The following is a 24,552-nucleotide window of genomic DNA, read 5'->3' on the forward strand; positions in this document are numbered from 1 at the left end:
CTCTAACGTCCATTTATTACTAAGTAAGATTGTATCATATGCAAAGGTTGTTACCTAACGTTCTAATAGTGATAACAGATGAGATATTAACTTACAGCATATTGGTAAAAAAAGGAGTCAGTTGTGAAAGCTACAGGTTGACGGATTGTTCAAGCCGATGACTAAAATTTGACTACATAAAAAAGAGGGTACTCAATATGAAGGAGAATATGGAGAACCAATATTGCATAAGCAAATTTTAGATATAAATTTAAAGGGATAATACTTTAGTGCCATATGTTTTCTGAGTAAAGAAAGTAATATACAATAATTTAAAAATCTATTAATAATAGGCGGATTTAAAATGAAAGTAGTTAGAAATCCTGAAAGCGTTCATAAACCGTTAGCACCATATAACCATCAAATAGAGACAACAGGAAATATGAGGTGGCTGACTTTATCCGTCAACTTGGTATGGACGTTAAGGAGAATGTACCAGAAGATTCCTCAGAACAGTTAAAATTGGCTTTTCAAAATATAAAACTTAATTTACAAGAGGCAAATATGGATGTAAAGGATCTCACTAAACTTGTGTTTTATATTGTTGGAGAAATGGATGCAGGCAAAAGAAGAGAGATGATTGGTGAATTCCTAGGGGAGTATTTACCTTGAACAACAATGGTGTTTGTAGTAGCTTTAGCCGCTCCTCCATTTAAAGTGGATGTTGATGCATGGGCATGTAAAGAAGAATGAAATAAAAGTATAATTAGGCCCAAAAAGGAAAACCTTTTTGGGGAATCGTCAGGATTGTGAATTTACAACAAGACACTTTTCCCATGTTTAACAACATTAAGAAAGTACTAATCCGTCTTAACTATCAATCTATTATTTAATTTGCGACGTATTAATTATCATTTCATATATTCAATGTTTTCAGTAATATTATCAAGGACTTCGTCAGGTTGCTTTGAATAATAAACCCAATACTTGACTTCTTTTGAAAAATCCTCCGTAATTTCTATTGTGAACTTAGTCATTCTTGCTGATTTGCCAAAGATTTTAACATCTTTCACATCGGCGTCCTCTGGTTGAACGATAGTAACAATCGGTGCATCCCCTGCGCTAAGGGAACTTGTTTGAATAGCATCCCAGCTCTTTATCCAAACAAGCTTGTCTTTTTCATTTTTTAAAATCGCTGGACTTAATCCATTTGTAGGATTATACAAAAATACATAAATGTAGTCTTGTTTAAGATCATAATCGACAATATCTTCGGGATTATAGCTATTTGCTTTTATTACTTTTTGAATTTGCTCCTCGAAAGAGAGCGTTTCAGAAGCATTTTCATCTACACCCTCAGATACAACGCTTTCATTTTTGGTATGATCATTACTTTCTTCATTGGAGCAACCAAAAAGGAATAGGATTACAGTAACGGATAACAGTAGCTTCTGCAAACAAACCTCTCCTTTTCTTTTAAGCTTCGTTTACTTATTTAAATTTATTTTCGTATAAAGTGAAACTTCAATCTGCAGGAGTTTTGTTAGCTCCCACGGATTGTTCGTACCTCAAGGGTATGACCGACATTTACGCAGTTGATCCCACACTTATCAACATTAGTTTTATAGTTAATATGATCATACCATACAATAAGTATAACGTTCATGACAATTATCAAATTCTCTTATAGTGTCACCTCTATCTCACCTTCCATCCCCGCTTCTTTATGTCCGGGGATCGTGCAAATATAACGATATGTACCTGGTATAAGCGGGGTAAATGTAGTAACTTGATTCTCACCCGCATCACTATGCAGCTGAATCGAATAATTCGATTCCTGATGATGAGCAGAGGATGTACCCTGTGCTTTCAATCCGATAATTACTAAATGATGCTCCATCGTCCCACGGTTAGCTAAGACAAGATTTATTGTTTCTCCAACTGCTACCGTCGCTCGGTTTGGCAAAAACGTATATTCATCAGCCTCTATCTGTAGATGCTTTGCCTGAAGCTGGCTATGGCTATTGTTATAATCATTGGCTGAATAAGGCATAACCGGACCTAATTGCTGATACGCCATTAAAAATAGGGGAATTATCACAATAAGTGTTAAGGGATGGAGGAACCAGCCACTTGCTTTTGTAGTAGATTCTTGCTTCATTAAATAATAAAGAATGAGCACGGTACCTACAAACAATGCAACTATGATTCGAATCATTGCCTCCTGGTTTTCTGCAGCAATCATATCCCCTAGCATCGCTCCCATCATCCCTCCCATGATACCCGCTAAAGCCCCATCAATTACTGCCATCATGCTTATTGGCATACCAGCCAAATAACCAGTAGCCATTCCTACTAGTATTCCAATCACTGTCGAATCAAACAAATTCCCAGATAGAAAGGCTCCTATGATTACACCAATAGCTAATCCAGCACTCATTCCAAGGGCCATTGCCACCATCATCCCAGACATCACAGCAATCTTATTTCGATAATAGATTGTATTCCAGATAATAAAGGCAGAAAGTAAAGCAATAACTAGTATGGTTATAAACATTGAAATTGTCATTTTCCATTCTCCTCGCAAACTTGTCCTATTGCTTCATTATATGAATCGTTAAGCTATTCATTCACTATAAAGTTCAACTAATCGGACATTTACTGGCAGTCGATCCCCGCTTACCAATTTTGATTTCATTTTATTGCTTGAGGTGGGGGCTTACTGCCAGTTATATGCAGGATAATAAATCAATCATAGTTGTCACAGAAAATTTTGATTTCATGCATCGTTTCTTCACACATTTTTTTTAGACTTTATAGAGTGAAGCTTCAATCAGTGGAAGTTTTATTGATCCCACACTTATCCATATTGATTTCACTTTATTACTTGAAGTGGAGTCTCACTAGCAGTTATATGCGGATAACTAGAAGGAGGAGATACTTTGAGAATCACTCACTTACTTATTGCTATTTTACTGATTAGTTTTTTGTCTGCGTGTTCGCAACAGGGATCGGAAACCAACGCGAATCAAGAAAAAGGGGATACGGCACACGTTAAAGAGGAGAATTTTACCGGAAAGAAAGTAAATGAATTCGATTTGACAGCTATGGAGACCACATGGAAATTAACTGCTGAAAATACAATAAATGCTTGGACCTATAATGACACTGTTCCAGGTGAACAACTACGTGTCAAAGAAGGGGAAGTGGTTAAAGTTAATCTAACGAACGAATTACAGGAGCCGGTTTCTATCCATTGGCATGGCATCCCTGTACCCAATACAGAGGATGGTATTCCAGGGATAACACAGGATGCTGTTTTACCAGGTGAATCTTACACATATGAGTTTGTTGCAAACGATCCCGGAACCTATTGGTACCATTCCCATCAAAATGGCGTAGACCAGCTTGATAAGGGATTGTATGGAACGATCATTGTAGAACCTACAGATCCTAAAGAAGAAGCTGACATAGATCGAGATTATACATTAGTACTCGATGAGTGGGAATCTGGAAATTATCAAGTAGAGAATACAGATAATACAGATCACGCTAACATGGACATGAACAATAAGAGCGGAATGATGGATGGAAAAGGAATGGGACATGACATGTCTTCCTATGACATCTTTACTATTAACGGCAGATCCTATGAAAATAGTAAACCACTAAAGGTGAGAAAAGGGGATTTAGTAAAGCTTCGTTTCATAAATGCAGGGTACATGGTTCATCAAATACATATTCCAATAGACTACAAAATTACTCATGTAGATGGACAAAAGGTGAATAAACCACAATCCGTAAACAAATCGTTGTTTGAAATTGCCCCCGGAGAGCGTATAGACGTTGAATTTACAGCTGATGGCAGTAGTAACTTTACCATTGACCGTCATGGAGAGGCAGAAGCATCACAGGCCATGAAAATAGATGTTGTATATGAGGACAGAAACGTTCAGGATAACAAGCATGAAACAACGACCAATACAGTGGATATTACCCAGCTTGGAAAACAAAGGGAATCCCAATTCTCCATTAATGATAACTTTGATGTAGAATATGAAATGGATTTAGCTACACAGATGAGCATGGATGCTGAGATGGGCATGGTTTGGACAATTAATGGGAAGACCTTCCCAGATGTATCTCCTTTAAAAGTAAATAAGGGGGATAAAGTGAAGGTTACCTTAACAAATAATAGTATGGATAAAGCTACGCACCCCATGCATCTTCATGGACACTTTTTTCAAGTTTTAAGTAAGAACGGAGAACCACTTAGCCATTCACCTATTATGAAGGATACGTTAAACGTAAAACCAGGAGAAACTTACGAGGTAGCATTTCTAGCAGATAATCCAGGAAATTGGTTGTTTCACTGTCATGACCTACACCACGCTTCCAATGGAATGGTAAGCATGGTCAACTATAATAACTTTAAAGCATTTTATCAAGACAACGGAAACGTAGATAATCAGCCGGAATAAATTAGCGGCTGAGACAAAACACAACTTCTTTCCTCAAAATACGAATAATCATGTTATCACGCCGCACCGTGAAACTATACGCTCTTTCCGCGAACACGGCCTCAGCTAACTTGGTAAAGAAAAGCACGTTACCAAGTGGATCTTCGGACTCGTGCTGTTCCCGCCGGAGTCTCGCTTATTTCAGGTACTATATGAATGATTCTAATCAAAATACGAGCGATAATTAATTTCAACTAATTATCGCTCATTTTTATTTGTTTCTCATTCGTTTGTCTCATGATTTAAAAAACGATTCTTTCAGAATGGAATACATATACAAATCATCAAACTTTCCACATGTAAATTCGTAATGTCGCAATAAGCCTTCCCTTATAAATCCCTGTTTTTCCACTAATCGTTGGGACGGACGATTTAGAGGTTCAATTAAAGCCTCAATTCGCTCCAGTTCAAAATGCTTATACCCATAGTCTAGGACAGCTTTTAGTGCTTCTTTAGCAATGCCCTTTCCCCAATACAGCTTACTTAACTCAAATCCTACCTCTGCACGATAATGCTTGGGATGCATGTTCAAAAAACCACAGCTGCCGATAACTGTATCCATATTTTTTAGAGTTATACCCCAGCGAATTCCCGTTCCTTCTTCTCGTATTAACTGATACCAGTTAATTTCCTCCAGAACTTCGGTTGGTGTTTTATATGGCTCCAAGCCCATATGTTTGACCACGTCTTGATCAGATAAGTAGTCAAACATAGCTAGTGCATCTTCATTTGTTACTTCCCTTAAAATAAGCCGTTCCGTTTCAATGATTGGAAATGTATTCATTGCTAATTCTACTTTTGTAATGGGGGATATCCTTCTCCAGCTCCACCCTTTGCCTTGTATGAATGAATGCTATCTTAATTGTACCTTATGAACTCATTAAAAAGCTGCTAGAATCTTGACAATAGGGTTTTAAACTCATCCCTTACAATGTAAAAAAAGAACCTTTAATCTTAACATAGATCAAAGGTTCTGCGTTTACGTTAAATGCTGTCCTGTTATCAGAATCCCAGTATATACAGCCAATATGAATAAGTGGGGGGATAAACAACCCCCCTACCGATTGAAGTTTCACTTTATGTGAATGGATGTTCCAGCTTAACTATGCACCTTTTCTTTTTCACCAAGTCCAAGTGTCTGTGCTGTTGATGTATGAACCTCTCGAAGAAGCTCCGGATTTTCTGCTAGTGAGACACCATAAGAAGGAATCATCTCTTTTATTTTTGGCTCCCAGTCTTTTACATGTTGAGAGAAACATTTTTCGATTACCTCAAGCATGACGTGAACCGCAGTAGACGCACCTGGCGAAGCTCCTAGCAATGCAGCTATCGAGCCATCTGCAGAGCTGACAACCTCCGTACCAAATTGAAGTGTTCCTTTGCCATTCTCCGTATCCTTGATCACTTGCACCCGTTGCCCAGCCACTACTAGACCCCAGTCCTCACTCTTAGCATCCGGAATAAATGCTCGTAATTCTTCCATGCGCTTTTCCTTCGAAGATATTACTTGTTCAATCAAATATTTTGTCAAGGAAGCATTTTTCACACCAGCCGCTGACATTGTCACGAGATTATCTGTTTTAACCGAAGCTAACAGGTCTAGCATGGATCCCGTTTTCAAGAACTTCGGTGAAAAGCCTGCGAACGGTCCGAAAAGCAATGATTTTTCATGGTCGATAAATCTTGTATCAAGGTGTGGCATAGACATCGGTGGAGCTCCTACCTTAGCTTTACCATACACTTTTGCATGATGCTGTGCGATCACCTCTTGGTTATTACATACCATGAATAGTCCACTTACAGGGAAGCCACCAATATGCTTCGATTCAGGAATCCCGGTTTTTTGCAGTAAATGCAGACTGCCTCCACCACCGCCGATAAAAAGAAAGTCTGTCGTATGGTACTCAATTTTCCCATTATCGATGTCATGGACTTTTACTTCCCATGTACCGTCACTCAAACGTTGAATGTCCTCAACCGTATGTCTATAGTTCACCTCAACGTCTTGACTTTCTAAGTGATCGAACATTTTACGTGTTATTTCTCCAAAATTGACATCGGTTCCAGAATCAATCTTTGTTGCTGCAATTGGTTCATCCGCTATCCTATCTTTCATCATGAGTGGAATCCACTTCTTAAGCTGTTCCTGATCATCGGAAAACTCCATATCCTGAAACAACGGATGATCTGACATGGTTTTGTAGCGCTTTCTTAAAAATTCTACGTTCTTCTCCCCTTGCACAAAACTCATGTGAGGCAAAGGCATAATAAAATCCTTTGGATTACGTATCAGATTACTGTTTACAAGGTAAGACCAAAATTGTTTTGAAACCTGGAATTGCTCGTTTACTTTAATTGCTTTCGTCATATCTATCGAGCCGTCAGGTTGTTCATGCGTATAGTTCAGCTCGCACAATGCAGCATGCCCCGTACCTGCATTATTCCAAACGTTTGAACTCTCTTCTCCTGCTCTTTCCAGCTTTTCAAACACACGAATGTTCCAATTTGGTACCAATTCTTTCAACAATGATCCTAACGTTGCACTCATGATACCTGCACCAATTAACATAACATCTGTTTTCGTATAGTTTTTGCTCATTCCCATTCATTCTCCCTATTTTCAACAGAAAAGATGTAATCGCTCTTGTTGAATGATACATCAAACAAGATGTATCTCGTTACAAATCTTTCCTAGAAATATTTAACCCACTCTCTAGTTTACCACTATTAAAGAAATATTTAAATTTTATTTGGTAATTATAAGGAGGTAACAAGCGGACTAGAGTGCTAAAACGTTGAAGCTGCACTGACTAGATTCGAAATTTTATTTAATCTTCATATAACTGGCAGACATATCCCATAAACAGAACCCCTAATTGAAGTTTCACTTTATGATGTTGGTCTGTGTTTCAACCCTGTGATCCCCTGCATCATTTTTCATGAGTAATGGATCAAGTAAGAAAGCTATGGAGGATAGACTGAAAAAATTAGAGAAAAAAATATTACACGAAAATTACTTAATGAGTGAAGATGATGATCAAGAAGGAACAGAACAGCCGAAAGTTCAAGAGACTGAACAGACTGAGTATAAGGAATTTGAAAAAAATAAAACGGTACAGACTAAAAAAGATGAAGAAGTAGACCAAAAAAGAAGTAAATTAGTGAATTTCTCTAAAAAAAAGGTTGAGGAAACTCATAATCGTACATTTCTAGTTGAAAATACACTGTTTAAGAGATTAAATAATTTATCAAAAGGAAAGCATGGTTTTAAGACATAGTTTATAAACTATGCGATAGAAAAAGCACTTATTGAGCTTGAAGATGAGTTTGGAAAATAATACATCCCTATGGGCAGAGCTACAGCGTGTAATATTGTCGCTCTTTTTAGCAAATATTCATACTGTAGCATATAACCTTATTTCCTCTATTAAACTTTCCGCACCATCTTTGCTTAGATTAATTTTTCCATCACCGAAAGCAATATTATCCTCTGAAATCTCACCAGTAACCAAACAAGCGTTGTTAAATTTCTGTAAAATCATTATATCATTGTCGATCAAAAATTTCACAAGATGTGGTAGTACCAGCGAAGCTGTCACTACCCGTAATAAGGAATACAATTAAAAATGTAAAGGGTTTTTATAAAACTTAAAATCAACTATAATTCACATCAACATAATGGCAAACTAGAAAATAGTTCAACACTTATTAGCTCCTATTTCTTTCATAACGAGTGAACAACAACAAAATTTAAAAGCATAAAAAATCCATTGGAGTCATTATAGGGATGGTACCAAATTAAGTGGAGCAAATGACGATCAATATTGAGATTAAATGTTTTTTAGAGTTTATAACACAAAAAACTAGTATTCCTCCAATGATTGATATAAATATAATTGAATTAATTATTGGAATTTCCGAAAAATAATCCTTTAGCTGGAATATTTTGTATGCTATGATTAATATAGATAAGATTTAAAAATATATTAGGAGGAATTTTTATGAAAACGTTTTTAAATAACTATTGGAAAAAGGGAATTTCTATGCTTTGTGTAATAATGTTATTGGTTACAGTATCGACTTCTTCTGTTAGTGCAACTATACAACAAGATTCTACTACATTATCTAACTCAGAACAAAATGTTCAAGTATTAATTTATGAAGATGAAAATGAAGCTATATATGCGGAAGTTCCAAAGTCAAAAGTAGATGAGTATAAGAAAGATTTAAAGAATAGTAGTTTTCTACATAATGAAGTACAAAAAGCACGAGGAAATAACGTAAGTACTAAGGAAGTTACAACTTATGGATCTTGTGGCGGTACAACAACTAAATACTTTAACAAAAATGCCGTTATAGACACTTTAGAACATATGGAAAGAGGAACGAATTGGTCTAGACTTTTAAGTAATCCTATCTCCGATCCTGCTGTGGCAGCCGCTACAAAATTATTAACTAAAAGTAATTTATTATCAGTAATAGCAACTGCCACAACATGGGCTGCTGGAGACTTAATGGGTAGACAAACTGCATATTGGAAAGATTCAGCCATAATGATTTTGAAAGGGAAGATAAGAGGGGTTAAGTTAACTATAAAACCTAACTGTACCAGTAATTATCCAGCTGTGTATAAAAAGTATACTAGATATTAAACAACATTATGGATAGGAATGAGAGTAAATGGATGTGAAAACTAGTAAAATAATTAACATAATTGGAATAATATTAGTTATTGTTACAGGTATTTTGCATTGGTTATATTATGATGCTATGAAATCTTGGTTTACTGGTTTACCGGGGCTTATAATTATTATAATATTAGCTACTATGATTTTTTATAGACCGAAAAAAAAGAAGTAAGAAAACAGGAAAAACAGAGAGAAAATGAATTAATGCATACTGGCGATAAATTAAAAGACAGTAATGGAATATGGAGTTGTATGTCTAGCAACACAGCACGTTATTAATGATTCTATTTTCAACCATAAGAGATGGACCTTGTAATGGTTCATCTCTTTTTTTAGGCTCTAAAACACATGTTCGGGTACTGAGAAAATTCAGCCAAAAAAAACACGCAAACTCCGAATTTTGTTAGACTTGTTTTACCCACAAAACAAACACAAAAGGAGTTACGTGTAAGTGAATTTTAACATGTCTTTACCAGGTTTAGAAGCCTTTCGTATTAAAAAAATGATGGAGTTTTTCAGCTCCATGTGGAACTAGATGTTAAACCCCATCGTTGTCCAGTATGTAATGTGCTTACAAAAAAGGTGCATGATTACCGTACGCAAAAGATCCAGCATTCAAAACTGTTTGTAAGAGAAACACTTATTTTTTACCGCAAGCGTCGCTATAAATGTGAACAACCGAATTGTGAAAAACGGTTTTATGAGAATAACTCATTAGTAGAACGCTATCAACGGCAGTCTAAAGAACTAAAGCAAGCTATTGAATCTAGATTTAACATTTCGTCAACTACTGTAATGCGTAGATTTGATGAAGTGGGATCTAGTTTTTGAAGGAAACAAAAGAGTTGACTTCTGTAATCGCTATTGATGAATATAAGGGAGATTCAGACGGAGAAAAATACCAAACCATTATTGCCGGATAGGAAAAAGGAAACGGTAGAGACTTACTTGAAAGAGCATGGGCAAAGGGGAGAAGTGGTGGTTATGGATATGAGCCCTTCATTTAAAGCAGTCGTGGACTAAGCATTAGGGAAACCAATTGTAGTAGCTGAACGTTTTCATTTTTGCCGGCATATTTATTGGGCTCTTGAACGTGTAAGGAGAAAAGAACAAAAGCAATTTAGCGACTACGACCGTAAAAAGTATAAGCGAATGAAGCACGAAACCTTAACTGAGAAGCAATGTGGTATCTGGAACGTTACTTAAAAATGTCGGATACATTGCGGATAGCATACCAATTAAAAGAAGCATATCAGCTTTGGTTTGAAGAAGCAAAGGACCTAGGACCTTCTAACTTAACGGCAGTCAAAGAACGCTTGTATGAGTTTTACAACTTAGTAAAAGCATCTGGATTTGAAGAATTATGGAAACCTTCCAAAACTGGCAAAAAGAGATTATAGCTTTATATTTTAACTTACATAATGGCTATGTGGAGGGGATTAACAACCAAACGAAAGTCAAAAGAAACGCTTTTGGTTATCGGCGTTTTGATCGGTTTCGAATGAAAGTATTATTACATTATCAATATAAAAATATAAATGGGCGAGTCGCATAAGCGAATTAGGTTTGAGCATACGAATTTATGGGAGAAGGAAGCTTTCTAATTATGAAAATCTACTTAATCGATTATTTTTGTTTTATAAAGACTTCTATGATACAAGAGATGAATTTGAAAAAGATATCTGGGATGTTAGAAATATTCCTGGTGCAAGATTTCCCGATCATGAATCAAAACATATCCTGAATTTCGAGGATATCCCTGTTCCCTTTCGCCCTCTTGCAAAAAGATATTTAAAATTTAGGATCAGTCATTTATCTCTTGGCCAATGTACTCTTGACGTTAGAATATTAAAGTTATTTTTGGAATTTATACATAATAAAAATCCTTCTTGGAAGGATTTAAATGCCCTAACTCGGAAAGATATCGAAGATTATCTTATATTTCACAATAAAAAGTTTCATGACAAAATACCGTCAAAGAGAAGTTACTTAATTGTTCTAAATGTATTCTTTGAAACAATTGAAAAACTGCAATTCGATGAAGCGCCAACGTTGCCTGTGAATCTATTGTTGTTTAAAGAAGATTTCCCTAAACCGATTTAAAAATCTGAACATGATATCAAATACATTCCTGAAGGCGTTCTTCAACAAATTGAGGAAAAACTAGAGTTCTTAAAACCATCAAAGTACATACCGATTGTTGTCTTACTTCGGGCTACTGGTTGGAGAATATCAGATATTCTTAATCTACGTTATGATAATTGTTTAGAACAAACATCTCAGGGATGGTACTTATGCGGTGATATTAAAAAAACACAGGTAATGAATCATCGTGTACCGATTACAAAAGAAGTAGCAGAGATAGTAGAAGCTGTAATAAAAGTGATTAAAGATCAAAGCAATACGATTAATAATCCTAAAAATTATTTATTCGTACAGCTTGAGGGTGTCCGGAGAGGCCGACCCTATAATTATTACGACATTCGCAGAAGTTTGAAGCGCTTTACTGAAGAACAAAACATAGTTGACGATTCTGGGACTCCCTTTTTTATCAAAAATCATGCCTTTCGGCATACAAAGGGTGTGGAACTACTTAACAACGGAATGAACATACTCCATGTTCAAAAATGGATGGCTCACGCTTCCCCTGAAATGACTTTACAATATGCAAAAATTCTCGATACAACCATGCGTAAATCGTGGGAAGAAGCTACAAAACAGGGCATATTTCGAATTGACATTAAAAATAAACGACCAGTTAAAGTTGAACTTACGGATATTGAGAATGAAGATATCATTGAATGGGAATATATACGCCATAATTTAGACGCTGTAAAGATGGAGCTTGGCTATTGTATGAAACCAATTAAGCAGCCACGCCCTACTCAAGTGAACCCATGTCTTTCCTGTCGCAATTTCTGTACAACACCAGAATTCATACCTAAATTTGAAACGGAAATTAAAGAAGTTAAAAATGTAATTGAGCGCGGTAGGGTTTTAGGTCGTCAAGTTTGGATAGATAAAAATCAGACCACCCTCGAACGTCTAGAGCCTATCCTAGAAACTTTGAAGGATGGTGCAATGCATCATTTAGCCGGGAAAAAAGGACGCGAATATATTGGAGAGGAACGCAATCATGAAAAGTAAACATATCAGAAATACCGAAGGTGTGAAAAAACATGCCCAAATGAAAAGCCAAGAGGCTACACAAAAAGTAGATCAGGCTATACAACGTCTTATCAAAACGAAGGCTAAAATTAATTTTAATCAGGTTGCCATGGAATCAGGTGTATCTAAGGCATTTCTTTATAACAATCAAGAAATAAGAAATCGAATAGAAGGACTACGAAAGCAACAAGAAGGATTGAAATCCTCACAAGCCATGAAACGTAATATGACAGATGCCAGTAAAGATTCGCTTATCGTAGCCAAAAATAACCGAATAAAAAAGCTTGAAGAGGAAAATAAGCATCTAAAGGATGAATTAATGAAACTACGTGGTATAATCTACGATAAATTTTGAGATTTAAAAACTTTATTATCGTATTTCGATTTTACTTCTTGTGCTAACTAAGCAGGTTATTTCAATATTGAATTGACGGGAGGAAATTTAATGAGGGCTAATCCAAAGGAATTTCATATTCATAATTTAAATTATATTGTAAGGTCTGCAATAGAAAATGATGCGATAAAATTGTCTGAAGTAAGATTGCAGATAGATGGCGAAACAGAAAATTTAGATAGAGAAAAAGGTGAGGCGTACATAGATGAATCAGGTTTTAAACGAATTATTAAAGATGATACAGAAAGCACCACTAACCTATTTTTAGTCGCTGAAGTTGATGAAAGAATTGTAAGTTTTTCAAGATGTGAAGGGAACAAATTGAAAAGAACTGCTCATAAAGTGGAGTTTGGAGTCTGTGTATTAAAAGAATTTTGGGGATATGGAATAGGAAAAAACTTATTAAAAGAATCTATTCATTGGGCAGATTCAAATGGAATCAAGAAAATTACTTTGAATGTTCTTGAAACCAATGAAAAGGCTATAGCGCTGTATAAAAAATATGGTTTTGAAGTAGAAGGCATTTTAAAAAAGGACCAAGTTCTATCTGACAGGAATTACTATAATACCGTATTAATGGGGAGATTTAATAAATAAGGATTAACCTTCCCAAATGCTTTATCTGCCATTTTCGGTCCGAGTATAGCCCTGTTGTCTTTTTTTACAAATACAATATAACAAATATCAGAAAATTTGTTCAACTTGATTGAAATCTAAAAATATATTCATTGACTTTTACAGTTATTTTTTATGCAACGCTAGTGTTTTATTAACAATGTATAAAATCCTGCATAAACGTATAATATTCAAAGTCAGTGGAACTATTGATATAATAGATTTTCCAAAATTACCGAACTTACTCAAAGAAACATCATGTAAACTAAAAATGAATATGACATTCATTCAGCCGGTAAAACACATCATTTGTAAGACGTTCATTTATATATAATGTCAGCGTATTATTCTTATAAAAATGTATACTTTATACATGAGGTGACCACTAAATGACAAAAAATAATATGAGGATAATTACATTAACAATTATAATGCTTTTATTTTCAGTTCAAACTACACATGCAAAAAATCAAGAATCAACGGATGATGAAAATTTATATTATTCTTATATAACACTTCTTTCCCCTTATATCTTAAAGGAGTTAGAAAATAATGGACTAGGAGACCGCTCTTTTGCATTGTACGATGCAAAAATAGTAAACATTAAGCGTGAAGAAGATCCATCTTTTACGTTTTATCCAACAATTCAGGTTAATACTTATTTTGGTGCTCACAATCCACCCTATGGATTAGCAACTGTTACATTTAAGGTATCTCCAGGCGAAGTAAAAACAATTAATTTTAAGCACAAAGATATCAAAGATAGTAATTAGTTCGGTGGTGATGTGTTATACATAGTAGTTTGTAGACCAAATTCTAAAGCTTTTAATTTATTTGCAGCTGAATCCACTCCAATATATATCAAACCAATGCGAAGATAAACTACTACTACAATTCACATCACCCATATTTTCAATACGAAACGTGTTAGTACCAAAAAAATACTTTTTTATATTTACGCTTCTTCTATTTGCTTTTGCTTCGCTTCTCTTTTAAGTTTTATCGGCGCATAGATCAAACCTAATATTAATACAAGTCCCATATAGCCAATGGTTGGATAGAAAAGAGAGACTAGATCGGTAAACCCGATAAAACTTACGATAAATCCAACGAGTAGGATGATCGTATAAAAGATTTTAAACTTGCTTGTCTCTACTTTCGTAAAGCGAGCAGCAAACGAATAAAACATACTTATCGCTGTATTAAATATCATAGCAAAGATCACAATCGCCATAATTGTACCTAGTATTGGCGAGATATCGTTGACAATCGCAAGCATTGGCATATCCATATCGCCAACCTCCTCGATTTTAGAGAAGATGGCTAGATAACTCAAAATAATAAGTAATCCAAGCACGAAGCCACCAACTAGTCCTCCTAAAGCTGCTGCCCTTCTATCTTTTTCAGCACCACCCATTACTAATGCCATCGATGCACCTACTGCTGTATTGAAGGATGCATAATTCACCCCTGCAATAAACCAATTTGGCAATGTTGTCGGCTGTTGCTTCGCTAAGTCATCCAAGGAACTGAACGACACATCCATCGTTAAAAAGCTATAGACTGAAATCATCACAATAAATAGAATTAAGAAAGGAGTAATCCCACCAATAACAGAAACAACCTTGTCCACATTCATCATCCCAAGTACCAAGACAAGTACTGTCATAAGGATCGTACCTAAAATTGCTGGCAGTCCAAATTGTTGAGCTAAGTTAGAACCCGCCCCAGCCAACATAACCACACCAACACCAAATAGAGTAAAAATAAGAATATAATCAATAACTGTCCCTATCACGCGACCAAAAATGGTCTCCCCACTTATTGTATAAATAACATCCTTGTGTGAATTCGTTTTCATTTTACTGCCGACCCAGACGAGTGCCATCCCAACATACGCAAATAAAGCGGTTGCAATAACTCCCCCAATAATCCCCATCAGGCCGAAGCTAGTAAAGTATTGTAGCACTTCCTGTCCAGAAGCGAAACCTGCACCAACAATCACCCCAATAAAAGCGCTTCCAATTAACAGGATTTTTTTCATTGTATTTCCTCCCATCGTGTTGCATGATTACTATAACATCTTCACTATGAAATCGATTTGTGTATATACTAAAATAATAGAATAAAATTTTGTTTATTTGTTCAAACCATACACGGAGGAATAAGGTCTATGTCCCAACAGAAAGATATACTGAATAGCTTAAAGGAAAAGATAACATCCCTCGATCAGCTTGCAGACCAGATTGCAGATATCTTCGGATGTCCAATTACAATAGAAGATTCCAATCATCATGTCGTATCCTACAGCAAACATAAAGACAATATCGACCAAGTCCGCATTTCCACGATTATCAACCGAAAGGTCCCAGATAAGGTAATAAATGCATTGTGGAAAAAGGGTGTGATGCCAAAATTAATTGACAGTGATAATCCTGTTCGCATTCCCAAAATTAACGAGATTGGTCTTGGCAATCGCGTTGCTATTTCCGTACGCAACCAAAATGAAATATTAGGATTTGTGTGGGCCCACACATCCGACAAAGCCTTTACAGACGAGGATTTAATATTATTCAAAGAAGCGGCTGCTTACGTGAAGAAATTCTTCATCAAAGATCTACAGCGCCATCGCAAGCTGGAAGAAGGATATCGAGACTTCTTTTGGCAGCTGTTGCGTGGAGATTTGCAAGATACGGACGCTATTAAACAACGGGAAAAGAAATACAATATGCACTTGGATGGTAATAAAGCGATTGTCATTATTCACTTTACAGATGAAATAACCGAACAAATGGAAAAGCATGCCTTTTACTTATCAGAATCGCAGGTCAAGCTACATGTAATTACAAGTCTCTTTGACAATAATGATTTTATTATGCTCGTACATCTAAAGGATGCATTCGATTACAAGCAAACGATGTATGCCTTTATGGACGACTTCATTACACTGATTAGCCAACAACTAGACTTAGCGGACATATTTGCAGCAGCAGGACTAGTTTATCAACCGGCGCAACAGATCCAAAACTCCTACCAACAGGCTAGAGAAGTATTAAAACTACAAGAAAAGCTACCAGATACCATCGCTCCTGTAAAACTCTACGAAGATTTAGGGGTGTACCAATTTATCGAGCAATTAGCAGCTGCACGGAAGATGAATCAATACAAGAACCCATTTATCGAAAAACTACGGGCTTATGACCAAATTCACGGGACTTCCCTTCTAGCGACATTAGAAATGTATTTTCACTGTGATAGCAATGTCTATAACACAGCCAAAAGGCTATTTATTCATCCCAATACAATGAATTATCGCTTAAAGCGAATTAAAGAGGTTAGTGGCATTGATTTAAAAGACCCAAACCAAAAAGCAAATTCCTATCTTGATCTAATTATAGAAAGCATACGAAAAGCATGATTTGTGCATTTACACAAATCATGTTTTTTCCTTTTATATTTTTTCATAATGAAACCGTTTTACATAAACGTTATGATACAAGAACAGATTGATTGAGAAGGAGTTGGATAATGATGATTATCGGTGTACCAAAAGAAATTAAAAACAACGAGAACCGTGTTGCTATGACACCCGCTGGGGTGATTCACTTAATAAATGCTGGTCATACCGTCTATATCGAAAAAGACGCAGGTATGGGAAGTAATTTTACAGATGCGGAATACCAAGAAGCTGGAGCAGAGATGATCGCTAACGCTGCAGATGTTTGGGAAAAAGCAGATATGATTATGAAGGTAAAAGAACCACTTGCATCAGAATACAAATACTTCCGCAAAGGACTTATTCTATTCACATACCTTCATTTGGCTGCAGAACCAGAACTAACCAAAGCATTAGTGGAAACTGGAGTAACTGCCATCGCTTATGAAACCATTACAGCAAACGGCACATTGCCATTGTTGACACCAATGAGCGAAGTAGCTGGACGAATGGCTACACAAATTGGCGCACAATATCTTGAAAAATCGGAAGGCGGAAAAGGCATCCTCCTTGGTGGAATTCCCGGGGTAAAACGCGGAAAAGTAACCGTCATTGGTGGGGGCGTTGTTGGGACAAATGCTGCAAAAATTGCACTTGGCTTTGGTGCAGAAGTAACCATCATCGACTTAAACCCAGTACGTCTTCGTCAACTAGACGATATCTTTGGTTCAAGCATCCAAACATTAATGTCAAATCCGTACAATATCGCAGAAGCGGTGAAAGAATCGGATCTCGTTATCGGTTCTGTGCTCATTCCAGGAAGAAAGGCTCCCAAATTAGTAACAGATAAAATGGTTCAATCCATGCAGCCAGGTTCTGTGATTGTTGACGTTGCCATCGATCAGGGAGGTAACTTTGAAACAGTGGACCACCCGACCACGCATGATGATCCAATCTATGTAAAGCATGATGTTCTCCATTATGCGGTTGCCAACATCCCTGGTTCCGTACCACGTGCGTCCACGGTTGGCTTGACAAACGTAACCGTTCCATATGCTGTACAAATTGCATCGAAGGGCGCTGTGAAAGCGATTCAGGATAATCCAGCAATCCTTTCCGGTGTCAATGTGATGAATGGAAAAGTAACATACGAAGCAGTCGCAGCAGATCTTGGGTACGATTTCGTATCACCGGAAGATGTATTGAAAGACGCATAAGTAAATAGCAGCTATGTGCCCTTCTACCTTGGTATGAAGGGTGCTTTTATTCACATATAACTAACTGCCAGTAAATGTACGATTGGTTCTAGGGCCTTTAGGTCATATCCTTGTCGTACGAACTATCCGTGGGGGGGGGATACCCCCCAACTGATTGAAGTTTTACTTTATATTAGGTATGATCGAAAAGTGCGTTGCCTCATTGCAGAAATTCAACATCGGTAGTCACCTAAGGAGAGATGCAAAATGAAGCTTGGAAGTTACCGCGATACATGGGCAGAAGTTTCGTTAGATGCGATTAAGAATAATGTCAGCGCCTTTAGAAATCATATCGGCAAGCAAACCAAACTGATGGCTGTCGTCAAGGCAGATGGCTATGGGCACGGAGCCGTAGAAGTTGCAAATGAAGCCATTGCAGCCGGTGCTGACTATCTCGCTGTCGCCTTATTAGATGAGGCGATTCAGTTGCGGCGAGCAGGAATTGATTTCCCTATTCTCGTACTTGGATATACACACCCAGCTGGTGTGAGAACAGCGATCGAGCTGGATATTACCTTGACAATTTTCACGGAAGAAGCAGCTATGAAAGTGAAGCATGAAGCAGAGGTGCTGCAGAAGCCCGCACGTATTCACTTAAAGATCGAAAGTGGCATGAATCGAATTGGTGTGAACAGTAAAGAAAAAGCCATTCAAGTAGTCGAAGCAGCTACATCCGACTATGTCATACTGGAGGGTGCCTTCACACACTTTGCCGATGCAGATAATACCGATCCAACTTATACAGAGAAGCAATTCCATCAATTTTGTTTGGTTATTTCATTTCTCAAGCAATACCGCCATATTCCAATTATTCACTGCTGTAATACCGCAGCAACCATCGCCTATCCAGCTATGCATCTAGACATGGTACGTGTCGGTATTGGGCTTTATGGTTTATATCCAGAGAAACATCTCAAGGAAAAGATTAACTTGACCCAGGCCATGAGCTTCAAAACCAAGCCTATCCATATCAAGACATTAGCTCGCAATGAATTGATAAGTTATGGACTAACCTTTCAGACTACAAGGGAAAGTAAGATAGCAACCATTCCCGTTGGCTATGCAGATGGCTTTTCGCGCTTACTATCCAATCGTGGCGATGTAACCGTCCACGGAAAACGCGTACCGATCGTCGGCAGAATCTGTATGGATCAATCAATGATTGATATTACCGAGGTTAATAAGAATGTCAGCTTAGAGGATGTGATTACCATTTTTGGTGAGCCTAGCGAAGGCTATGTCGCCATGGAGGAGGTTGCTGATTTAATGGGAACTATTCATTATGAAACAGCCTGTTTAATGGGGAAACGCGTCCCACGTGTTTATGTAAGAGGCGGGAAAGCCATGGAGTTTAGAGGAATGGTTGAAGAAGGAGTTATTACTGGTAGTTGAAAAAAAGCAAAAAGAATACAAATGTGACTTTCTCCGCTTTACGTAAAAGTTCCATTAAGAACGAAAAGCGGATTTTTATATTGTAGAACAAAAGCAGATGGTATAGATGTAACCTATTCCAATTGACTTCTATTATCGCTTCTGCTAGATTATAGGTAATTCATATACGTAACGAAAAGGAATGTTACCTTTAGTGGGCATAACCTGACGAATAAGGAGCACCATTGCTGTGTCCCTTGCATTCGTCAGGTTTTTTTATTGCCGTTATGAAAATATGGAACGTAAAGGAGCAGAGATAATGGAAAATTATACATTTCCAGATGGGTTCTTATGGGGTGGCGCAATTGCAGCAAACCAAGCTGAAGGGGCTTATCAAACAGATAATAAGGGCTTAACCATTGTTGATTTATTGCCGACAGGAGATAGTCGTCGCGCAATCATGAAGGGGGATGTTCCTTCCTTACAACCATTGGCTGGCGAGTTCTATCCGGCTCATGAGGCGATTGATTTTTATCATAATTATAAAGAGGATATTGCTTTATTTGCAGAAATGGGCTTTAAAGCACTACGTGTGTCAATTGCTTGGGCACGGATCTTTCCAACTGGAGAAGATGCAACACCAAATGAAGCAGGATTAGCATTCTATGATGCGTTATTCGACGAGCTACGAAAGCATGATATAGAGCCAGTCGTAACGCTTGCACACTTTGATGTGCCTGTTCACTTAATTGATACGTATGGAAGCTGGCGCTCTCGTAAGCTTGTGAGCCTATTCGAACGCTATGCAAAAACGGTGTTTGAACGTTACCAAGACAAGGTGACATATTGGATGACCTTTAATGAAATAAACATGCTGCTTCACCTTCCATTTCTCGGTGCTGGACTGGTCTTCGCTGAAGGAGATAATCAAAAACAAATTCAATATCAAGCAGCCCATCATCAATTAGTGGCTAGTGCCTTAGCAGTAAAAGCATGTCATGAAATCATTCCAGATGCACAAATTGGCTGTATGCTAGCAGCAGGGATGTTCTATCCATACAGTTGTAATCCAGAAGATGTAAAGCTGGCGATGGATAAGGATCGTGAATCCTTCTTCTTTATCGATGTACAAGCACGTGGGGAATATCCAGGCTATGCAAACCGCTTCTTCAACGAAAATAACATTCACATTGCGATGGAGCCTGGAGATCTTGAAATCCTCAAGAATCATACAGTCGATTACATCGGATTTAGCTATTATTCCAGTAGAACGATCAGCTCTGACAAAGAAGTGATGAAAAAAGCGACAAGCGGGAACGTATTCGGTTCAGCAGTGAACCCTTATGTATCTAAATCAGAATGGGGCTGGACGATTGACCCAGTTGGATTTCGCATCACCGCAAATCAATTGTATGATCGCTATCAAAAACCGTTGTTCGTAGTAGAAAATGGCTTAGGTGCTATTGACCAAGTAACTGAGGCTGGAACGATTGAAGATGATTACCGTATTGCATATTTACGTAGACACATTGCCGAAATGGCTGAAGCGATCGAAGATGGCGTACCAATTATTGGTTATACAAGCTGGGGGCCTATCGATATTGTCAGTGCCTCTTCCGGAGAAATGAAAAAGCGATATGGCTATATTTATGTCGATCGCGACAATGAAGGAAATGGTACTGGTAAGCGAATCAAAAAGAAGAGCTTTGACTGGTATAAACGCGTTATTTCATCTAATGGTCAGCAACTTGATTAGCATTTTAACGAATAAGAACTTTGGTATGCTCTTTCTTTTATGAAAGCGTTGACGTATGAAAAGAAATAGGCTTATAATACTAGTAAGTTATGAATAACTATAGATATGATGATTAGGGTTGTAACTGGTCAGCAGGCAAAACCTAAGTCACCTTTTATAGACCTGTATTAGGTTTATTTCAAAGTGGCTTAGGTTCTTTTACTTTTCACGAACGTTGTATGTGAAGGAAGGATAGCGAATGAAGATTCATAAAGTACTAAATAACAATGTTGTCAGTGCATTTGATGAAGAGGGCATGGAATTGGTTGTCATGGGAAGAGGGCTAGCATTTCAAAAGAAAGCTGGTCAAGAAATCGAAGCGGATAAAATTGAAAAGGTGTTCACCTTAAAGGATCAGCAAACCTTTGATAACTTTAAGCTATTGCTACGAGAAATTCCGGCTGAGCTCATGTCTGAGGTTGAGCTGATCATTAAGGATGCTAAGGAAGCCTTGAATACAGAGCTCAATGAAAAAATTTATTTATCCCTTCCAGACCATATTCATTTTTCTATCGAGCGTTATCAGCAAGGGATTACCATACGAAATGATATTCTTTGGGAAATTAAGCAGTTGTATAAGGATGAATTTGCGGTTGGAAAAAGAGCAGTAGCACGCATTAATCAACGGTTTGATGTCGAGCTGCCCGAGGATGAGGCAGCGTTTATCGCCATTCATATTATTGAAGCAAATATGAATGAGGACACAGAAAATACGTTTAACACGACGAAGTTTATTCAACAGATTATCAATATCGTCAAATATCATTTTAATGTGGAGTTCAATGAAGATTCGTTGAACTACGGACGCTTTATTACACACCTCAAATATTTTGCCCAACGTGTATTTAATGGTTCTCATTATAAAAATGATGATGATTACTTATATATCATGATTAAGCAAAAGCATAAAGAAGCATCCAAATGCACCGAGAAGATTAAAAGCTATATTAAAAGGCAATATAATCACGAGCTGACAAATGAAGAAATGCTTTATTTAACGATTCATATCGAACGTGTCGTGAACCGTTAAAATCCAGATGGATAGCCCTGTCATCATGAAATACCTTAACAAATAAATCATAAAAGCGATTAGGATTGTTACTGATTAAGCAGGCAAAACCTAAGTCATGGAAGAGGAACACGAGTATGTTCTAGCTCTTCTATTGGCTTAGGTTTTTTTCATACTCTTTTCGCTCAAACGCCTAGAGGAGGTTTACTATGGATAACCAAGCATTAGCTAAAGAAATTATACATCATGTGGGCGGCGAGGATAATGTACAATCACTTGTTCATTGTGCTACGCGTCTACGCTTTACCTTACAGGATCCTTCGAAGCCTAATAAGGACAAATTAGAAAATACAGAGGGTATTATTACAGTGAAGGAGAGCGGTGGACAATTCCAAGTGGTTATAGGAAACACCGTGCCCGAAGTGTACCAAGCAATTGGTGCGATTTCTAATATTCTAGAAGATGATAAAAAAACGACAGATGCTTCCACTAATGAATCAAAGGGGAATATTGTCGGACGTGTCGTAGATGTCATTTCTAGTATTTTTGCACCATTGTTAGGCGTAATGGCTGGAGCAGGTATTTTGAAGGGGCTACTATTAATTGCTGATAACCTAAATTGGTTAGACCCAGCCGGAAGCACCTACACGATTTTATATGCAGCTTCAGATAGCTTATTTTATTTCCTACCACTACTATTAGCGGTAACCACCGCACGTAAATTTGGTGCGAATGTTTTTACCGCATTGACAGTTGCTGGCGCACTTGTCTATCCAACCATTGTAGAATTAGAAGCACAGGATGCTGCTATCGATTTCTTCGGCATTCCTGTCGTGATGATGCCTTATTCATCAACGGTTATACCGATTATTCTATCTGTAATTATGATGAGTTATGTAGAAAAGCTCTCGAATCGCTATATTCACCAAAGCGTGAAAAACTTTTTAACACCGTTAATCTCTTTAGTCGTACTGGTGCCAATTACCTTAATTGTCTTCGGACCAATCGGTGTATCGATTGGTAATGGGATTGCCGACGCACTACTTGCTGGATTTAATTTTAGCCCATTACTTGCAGGAGCAGCATTAGGGGCTGGCTGGCAGCTATTCGTTATCTTTGGGGTGCACTGGGGACTTGTTCCTGTCTTTATCAATAACATCGCTGTTTACGGACAGGATGGAATTAAACCAGCAGCTACCGCTTCGGTATTCGCTCAAACTGGAGCAGCCTTTGGGGTATTCTTAAAAACGAAAAACAAAAAATTAAAAGCACTTTCCGGTTCAGCCACGATTACCGCATTATTCGGGATTACCGAGCCTGCGGTTTACGGAGTAACCTTACGATTGAAGAAACCCTTTATCGCCGGCATTATCGGTGGGGCCGTTGGTGGGGCAATTATCGGATACGGTGGTACACAAGCATTTGCCTCCGGTGCACCAGGGTTATTAACCCTACCGATCTTCTTCGGGCCAGGTGGCGAAGGATTTTTCGCCTTAATTCTTGGAATTACCGCTTCCTTCATAATCTCTGCCGTGCTAACCTATATGCTAGGCTTTGGTGATCCAGTGGAAGAAACTGTTGAGGAAGCAAACACAGCTATAAAAGACGATAATATAGAATCGGTAGATGAGCAAATTTTTAGCCCATTGGAAGGAGAGGCAATTGCATTGACCAATGTAGCTGATCCTACCTTCGCTTCAGAGGCAATGGGTCAAGGGATTGCGATTAAGCCTCAGACAGGTCGGGTTGTTTCTCCAGTTAATGGAACCATCTCCGTTGCCTTTAAAACCAAGCATGCGATTGGTATCGTTTCGGAGAATGGTGCTGAACTATTGATCCACGTTGGTATAGATACCGTACAGTTAGATGGGCAGTACTTCACTTCTCACATCCAACAGGGAGATGTAGTGAACATTGGTGATGTTTTAGTAGAATTTGATATAAATAAAATCAAGGAGGCCGGTTATGATGTAACCACTCCAATCATTGTCACCAACTCGAACCAATACAGTACAGTCGATGCTACAGCTGAAAATCAAGTAAAAGAAAAAGATTCGATCCTGACACTTGTTGCAAAGGACTAAACAAATAAAACCCTCTATTGTAATAAACTAACCTAGTAATATGAGACAAGAAAACGCACCTATACTGCCTTTGCCCTGAATGGAACAGGGGGAAGGCAGTTTAGTTTTGAAAAAGGCCGTATATAGTTGTATATCGTACAGTACAATTCTATTTTTTCTAGTACAATAGTATTTGTAAGACACACCCTTTGGAAGGATACAATGATGGTATTATCAAAGCAACTCCCTTTCCGGGAC

At 37.6% G+C, this 24,552-nt stretch carries 20 protein-coding genes and 2 pseudogenes; 16 read left to right on the forward strand and 6 right to left on the reverse strand.

Annotated features, from left to right (window positions below; translation table 11 throughout):
• The first annotated feature begins 343 nt into the window (after positions 1–343).
• Positions 344–732: pseudogene (locus D9782_RS03865) on the forward strand (Rid family hydrolase).
• Between the two features lie 158 nt (positions 733–890).
• Here the strand turns inward: D9782_RS03865 and D9782_RS03870 are convergent.
• Both D9782_RS03870 and D9782_RS03875 read right to left on the reverse strand, forming a co-directional pair.
• Positions 891–1,436 (reverse strand): hypothetical protein, encoded by a 546-nt coding sequence (locus D9782_RS03870; protein WP_121604134.1) that lies wholly within the window; start codon positions 1,434–1,436, stop codon positions 891–893.
• Between the two features lie 227 nt (positions 1,437–1,663).
• On the reverse strand, positions 1,664–2,548 hold the full coding sequence (locus D9782_RS03875; RefSeq protein ID WP_121604135.1) for a cupredoxin domain-containing protein: 885 nt from the start codon (positions 2,546–2,548) through the stop codon (positions 1,664–1,666).
• A gap of 373 nt (positions 2,549–2,921) precedes the next feature.
• Between D9782_RS03875 and D9782_RS03880 the strand changes: the two genes are divergently transcribed.
• Positions 2,922–4,460, forward strand: a complete 1,539-nt coding sequence (locus D9782_RS03880) for a multicopper oxidase family protein (protein ID WP_121604136.1) — start codon at positions 2,922–2,924, stop codon at positions 4,458–4,460.
• A 274-nt stretch (positions 4,461–4,734) separates the two neighbouring features.
• Here the strand turns inward: D9782_RS03880 and D9782_RS03885 are convergent, their stop codons facing one another.
• Both D9782_RS03885 and mqo read right to left on the reverse strand, forming a co-directional pair.
• Positions 4,735–5,283, reverse strand: a complete 549-nt coding sequence (locus D9782_RS03885) for a GNAT family N-acetyltransferase (protein WP_026682365.1) — start codon at positions 5,281–5,283, stop codon at positions 4,735–4,737.
• A 315-nt stretch (positions 5,284–5,598) separates the two neighbouring features.
• Positions 5,599–7,098, reverse strand: coding sequence for a malate dehydrogenase (quinone) (gene mqo / locus D9782_RS03890; protein ID WP_121604137.1), 1,500 nt, complete (start codon positions 7,096–7,098; stop codon positions 5,599–5,601).
• A gap of 367 nt (positions 7,099–7,465) precedes the next feature.
• Here mqo and D9782_RS03895 point away from each other — a divergent pair, with 367 nt between their 5' ends.
• Positions 7,466–7,777: a hypothetical protein gene (locus D9782_RS03895; RefSeq protein ID WP_121604138.1), complete on the forward strand. Its 312-nt coding sequence runs from the start codon at positions 7,466–7,468 to the stop codon at positions 7,775–7,777.
• 117 nt (positions 7,778–7,894) lie between these two features.
• On the opposite strand, the gene D9782_RS22700 is transcribed toward D9782_RS03895, so the two are convergent.
• On the reverse strand, positions 7,895–8,098 hold the full coding sequence (locus D9782_RS22700; protein ID WP_162986325.1) for a hypothetical protein: 204 nt from the start codon (positions 8,096–8,098) through the stop codon (positions 7,895–7,897).
• A gap of 402 nt (positions 8,099–8,500) precedes the next feature.
• Between D9782_RS22700 and D9782_RS03900 the strand changes: the two genes are divergently transcribed.
• The 7 genes and pseudogenes from D9782_RS03900 (at position 8,501) to D9782_RS03955 (ending at position 14,137) form a co-directional block, all read left to right on the forward strand.
• Positions 8,501–9,151, forward strand: a complete 651-nt coding sequence (locus D9782_RS03900) for a hypothetical protein (protein ID WP_121604139.1) — start codon at positions 8,501–8,503, stop codon at positions 9,149–9,151.
• A gap of 499 nt (positions 9,152–9,650) precedes the next feature.
• A pseudogene (locus tag D9782_RS22705) lies at positions 9,651–10,742 on the forward strand (ISL3 family transposase).
• 77 nt (positions 10,743–10,819) lie between these two features.
• Positions 10,820–11,290 carry a hypothetical protein gene (locus D9782_RS03935; protein WP_162986326.1) on the forward strand — a complete coding sequence of 157 codons (471 nt, stop codon included), beginning with the start codon at positions 10,820–10,822 and terminating at the stop codon, positions 11,288–11,290.
• A gap of 135 nt (positions 11,291–11,425) precedes the next feature.
• Positions 11,426–12,334, forward strand: a complete 909-nt coding sequence (locus tag D9782_RS03940; RefSeq protein ID WP_240455843.1) for a tyrosine-type recombinase/integrase — start codon at positions 11,426–11,428, stop codon at positions 12,332–12,334.
• Entirely contained in the window at positions 12,324–12,710 is a 387-nt protein-coding gene (locus tag D9782_RS03945; RefSeq protein ID WP_121604147.1) for a DUF6262 family protein, read from the forward strand. Before D9782_RS03940 ends, D9782_RS03945 begins: the two co-directional genes overlap by 11 nt.
• Before the next feature lie 90 nt (positions 12,711–12,800).
• The gene (locus tag D9782_RS03950; protein ID WP_121604148.1) at positions 12,801–13,346 is read left to right on the forward strand and encodes a GNAT family N-acetyltransferase; all 546 of its coding nucleotides are present in this window, start codon (positions 12,801–12,803) and stop codon (positions 13,344–13,346) included.
• A gap of 407 nt (positions 13,347–13,753) precedes the next feature.
• Positions 13,754–14,137, forward strand: a complete 384-nt coding sequence (locus D9782_RS03955; protein WP_121604149.1) for a DUF3888 domain-containing protein — start codon at positions 13,754–13,756, stop codon at positions 14,135–14,137.
• Positions 14,138–14,319: 182 nt separating this feature from the next.
• On the opposite strand, the gene D9782_RS03960 is transcribed toward D9782_RS03955, so the two are convergent.
• Positions 14,320–15,408 (reverse strand): YkvI family membrane protein, encoded by a 1,089-nt coding sequence (locus D9782_RS03960; RefSeq protein WP_026682367.1) that lies wholly within the window; start codon positions 15,406–15,408, stop codon positions 14,320–14,322.
• A 129-nt stretch (positions 15,409–15,537) separates the two neighbouring features.
• Here D9782_RS03960 and D9782_RS03965 point away from each other — a divergent pair, with 129 nt between their 5' ends.
• The 6 genes from D9782_RS03965 (at position 15,538) to D9782_RS03990 (ending at position 24,315) form a co-directional block, all read left to right on the forward strand.
• On the forward strand, positions 15,538–16,782 hold the full coding sequence (locus D9782_RS03965; RefSeq protein ID WP_121604150.1) for a PucR family transcriptional regulator: 1,245 nt from the start codon (positions 15,538–15,540) through the stop codon (positions 16,780–16,782).
• Positions 16,783–16,895: 113 nt separating this feature from the next.
• Entirely contained in the window at positions 16,896–18,017 is a 1,122-nt protein-coding gene (gene ald, locus D9782_RS03970) for an alanine dehydrogenase (protein WP_121605816.1), read from the forward strand.
• 246 nt (positions 18,018–18,263) lie between these two features.
• A complete protein-coding gene (gene alr / locus D9782_RS03975) occupies positions 18,264–19,448 on the forward strand; it encodes an alanine racemase (RefSeq protein ID WP_121604151.1) in 1,185 nt (394 codons plus the stop codon).
• Between the two features lie 298 nt (positions 19,449–19,746).
• Positions 19,747–21,183 (forward strand): 6-phospho-beta-glucosidase, encoded by a 1,437-nt coding sequence (gene ascB, locus D9782_RS03980; RefSeq protein ID WP_026682371.1) that lies wholly within the window; start codon positions 19,747–19,749, stop codon positions 21,181–21,183.
• Positions 21,184–21,421: 238 nt separating this feature from the next.
• On the forward strand, positions 21,422–22,252 hold the full coding sequence (licT, locus tag D9782_RS03985) for a BglG family transcription antiterminator LicT (RefSeq protein WP_026682372.1): 831 nt from the start codon (positions 21,422–21,424) through the stop codon (positions 22,250–22,252).
• A gap of 188 nt (positions 22,253–22,440) precedes the next feature.
• Positions 22,441–24,315 carry a beta-glucoside-specific PTS transporter subunit IIABC gene (locus D9782_RS03990; protein WP_121604152.1) on the forward strand — a complete coding sequence of 625 codons (1,875 nt, stop codon included), beginning with the start codon at positions 22,441–22,443 and terminating at the stop codon, positions 24,313–24,315.
• Positions 24,316–24,552 lie beyond the last annotated feature (237 nt).

Origin of the sequence: Virgibacillus sp. Bac332 (genome assembly GCF_003667785.1) — a bacterium.
In the GTDB taxonomy this organism is placed as follows: Bacteria; Bacillota; Bacilli; order Bacillales; family Amphibacillaceae; genus Virgibacillus; species Virgibacillus salarius.

Bases quoted from the DNA above. Each gene is read 5' to 3' on its own strand.
- mqo (WP_121604137.1), bottom strand. From the start codon at position 7,098: ATGAGCAAAAACTATACGAAAACAGATGTTATGTTAATTGGTGCAGGT.
- ald (WP_121605816.1), top strand. From the start codon at position 16,896: ATGATTATCGGTGTACCAAAAGAAATTAAAAACAACGAGAACCGTGTT.
- D9782_RS03950 (WP_121604148.1), top strand. From the start codon at position 12,801: ATGAGGGCTAATCCAAAGGAATTTCATATTCATAATTTAAATTATATT.
- D9782_RS03895 (WP_121604138.1), top strand. From the start codon at position 7,466: ATGGAGGATAGACTGAAAAAATTAGAGAAAAAAATATTACACGAAAAT.
- D9782_RS03960 (WP_026682367.1), bottom strand. From the start codon at position 15,408: ATGAAAAAAATCCTGTTAATTGGAAGCGCTTTTATTGGGGTGATTGTT.
- D9782_RS03965 (WP_121604150.1), top strand. From the start codon at position 15,538: ATGTCCCAACAGAAAGATATACTGAATAGCTTAAAGGAAAAGATAACA.
- D9782_RS03900 (WP_121604139.1), top strand. From the start codon at position 8,501: ATGAAAACGTTTTTAAATAACTATTGGAAAAAGGGAATTTCTATGCTT.
- D9782_RS03945 (WP_121604147.1), top strand. From the start codon at position 12,324: ATGAAAAGTAAACATATCAGAAATACCGAAGGTGTGAAAAAACATGCC.
- ascB (WP_026682371.1), top strand. From the start codon at position 19,747: ATGGAAAATTATACATTTCCAGATGGGTTCTTATGGGGTGGCGCAATT.
- D9782_RS03885 (WP_026682365.1), bottom strand. From the start codon at position 5,283: ATGAATACATTTCCAATCATTGAAACGGAACGGCTTATTTTAAGGGAA.
- licT (WP_026682372.1), top strand. From the start codon at position 21,422: ATGAAGATTCATAAAGTACTAAATAACAATGTTGTCAGTGCATTTGAT.
- alr (WP_121604151.1), top strand. From the start codon at position 18,264: ATGAAGCTTGGAAGTTACCGCGATACATGGGCAGAAGTTTCGTTAGAT.
- D9782_RS03955 (WP_121604149.1), top strand. From the start codon at position 13,754: ATGACAAAAAATAATATGAGGATAATTACATTAACAATTATAATGCTT.
- D9782_RS03990 (WP_121604152.1), top strand. From the start codon at position 22,441: ATGGATAACCAAGCATTAGCTAAAGAAATTATACATCATGTGGGCGGC.
- D9782_RS03875 (WP_121604135.1), bottom strand. From the start codon at position 2,548: ATGACAATTTCAATGTTTATAACCATACTAGTTATTGCTTTACTTTCT.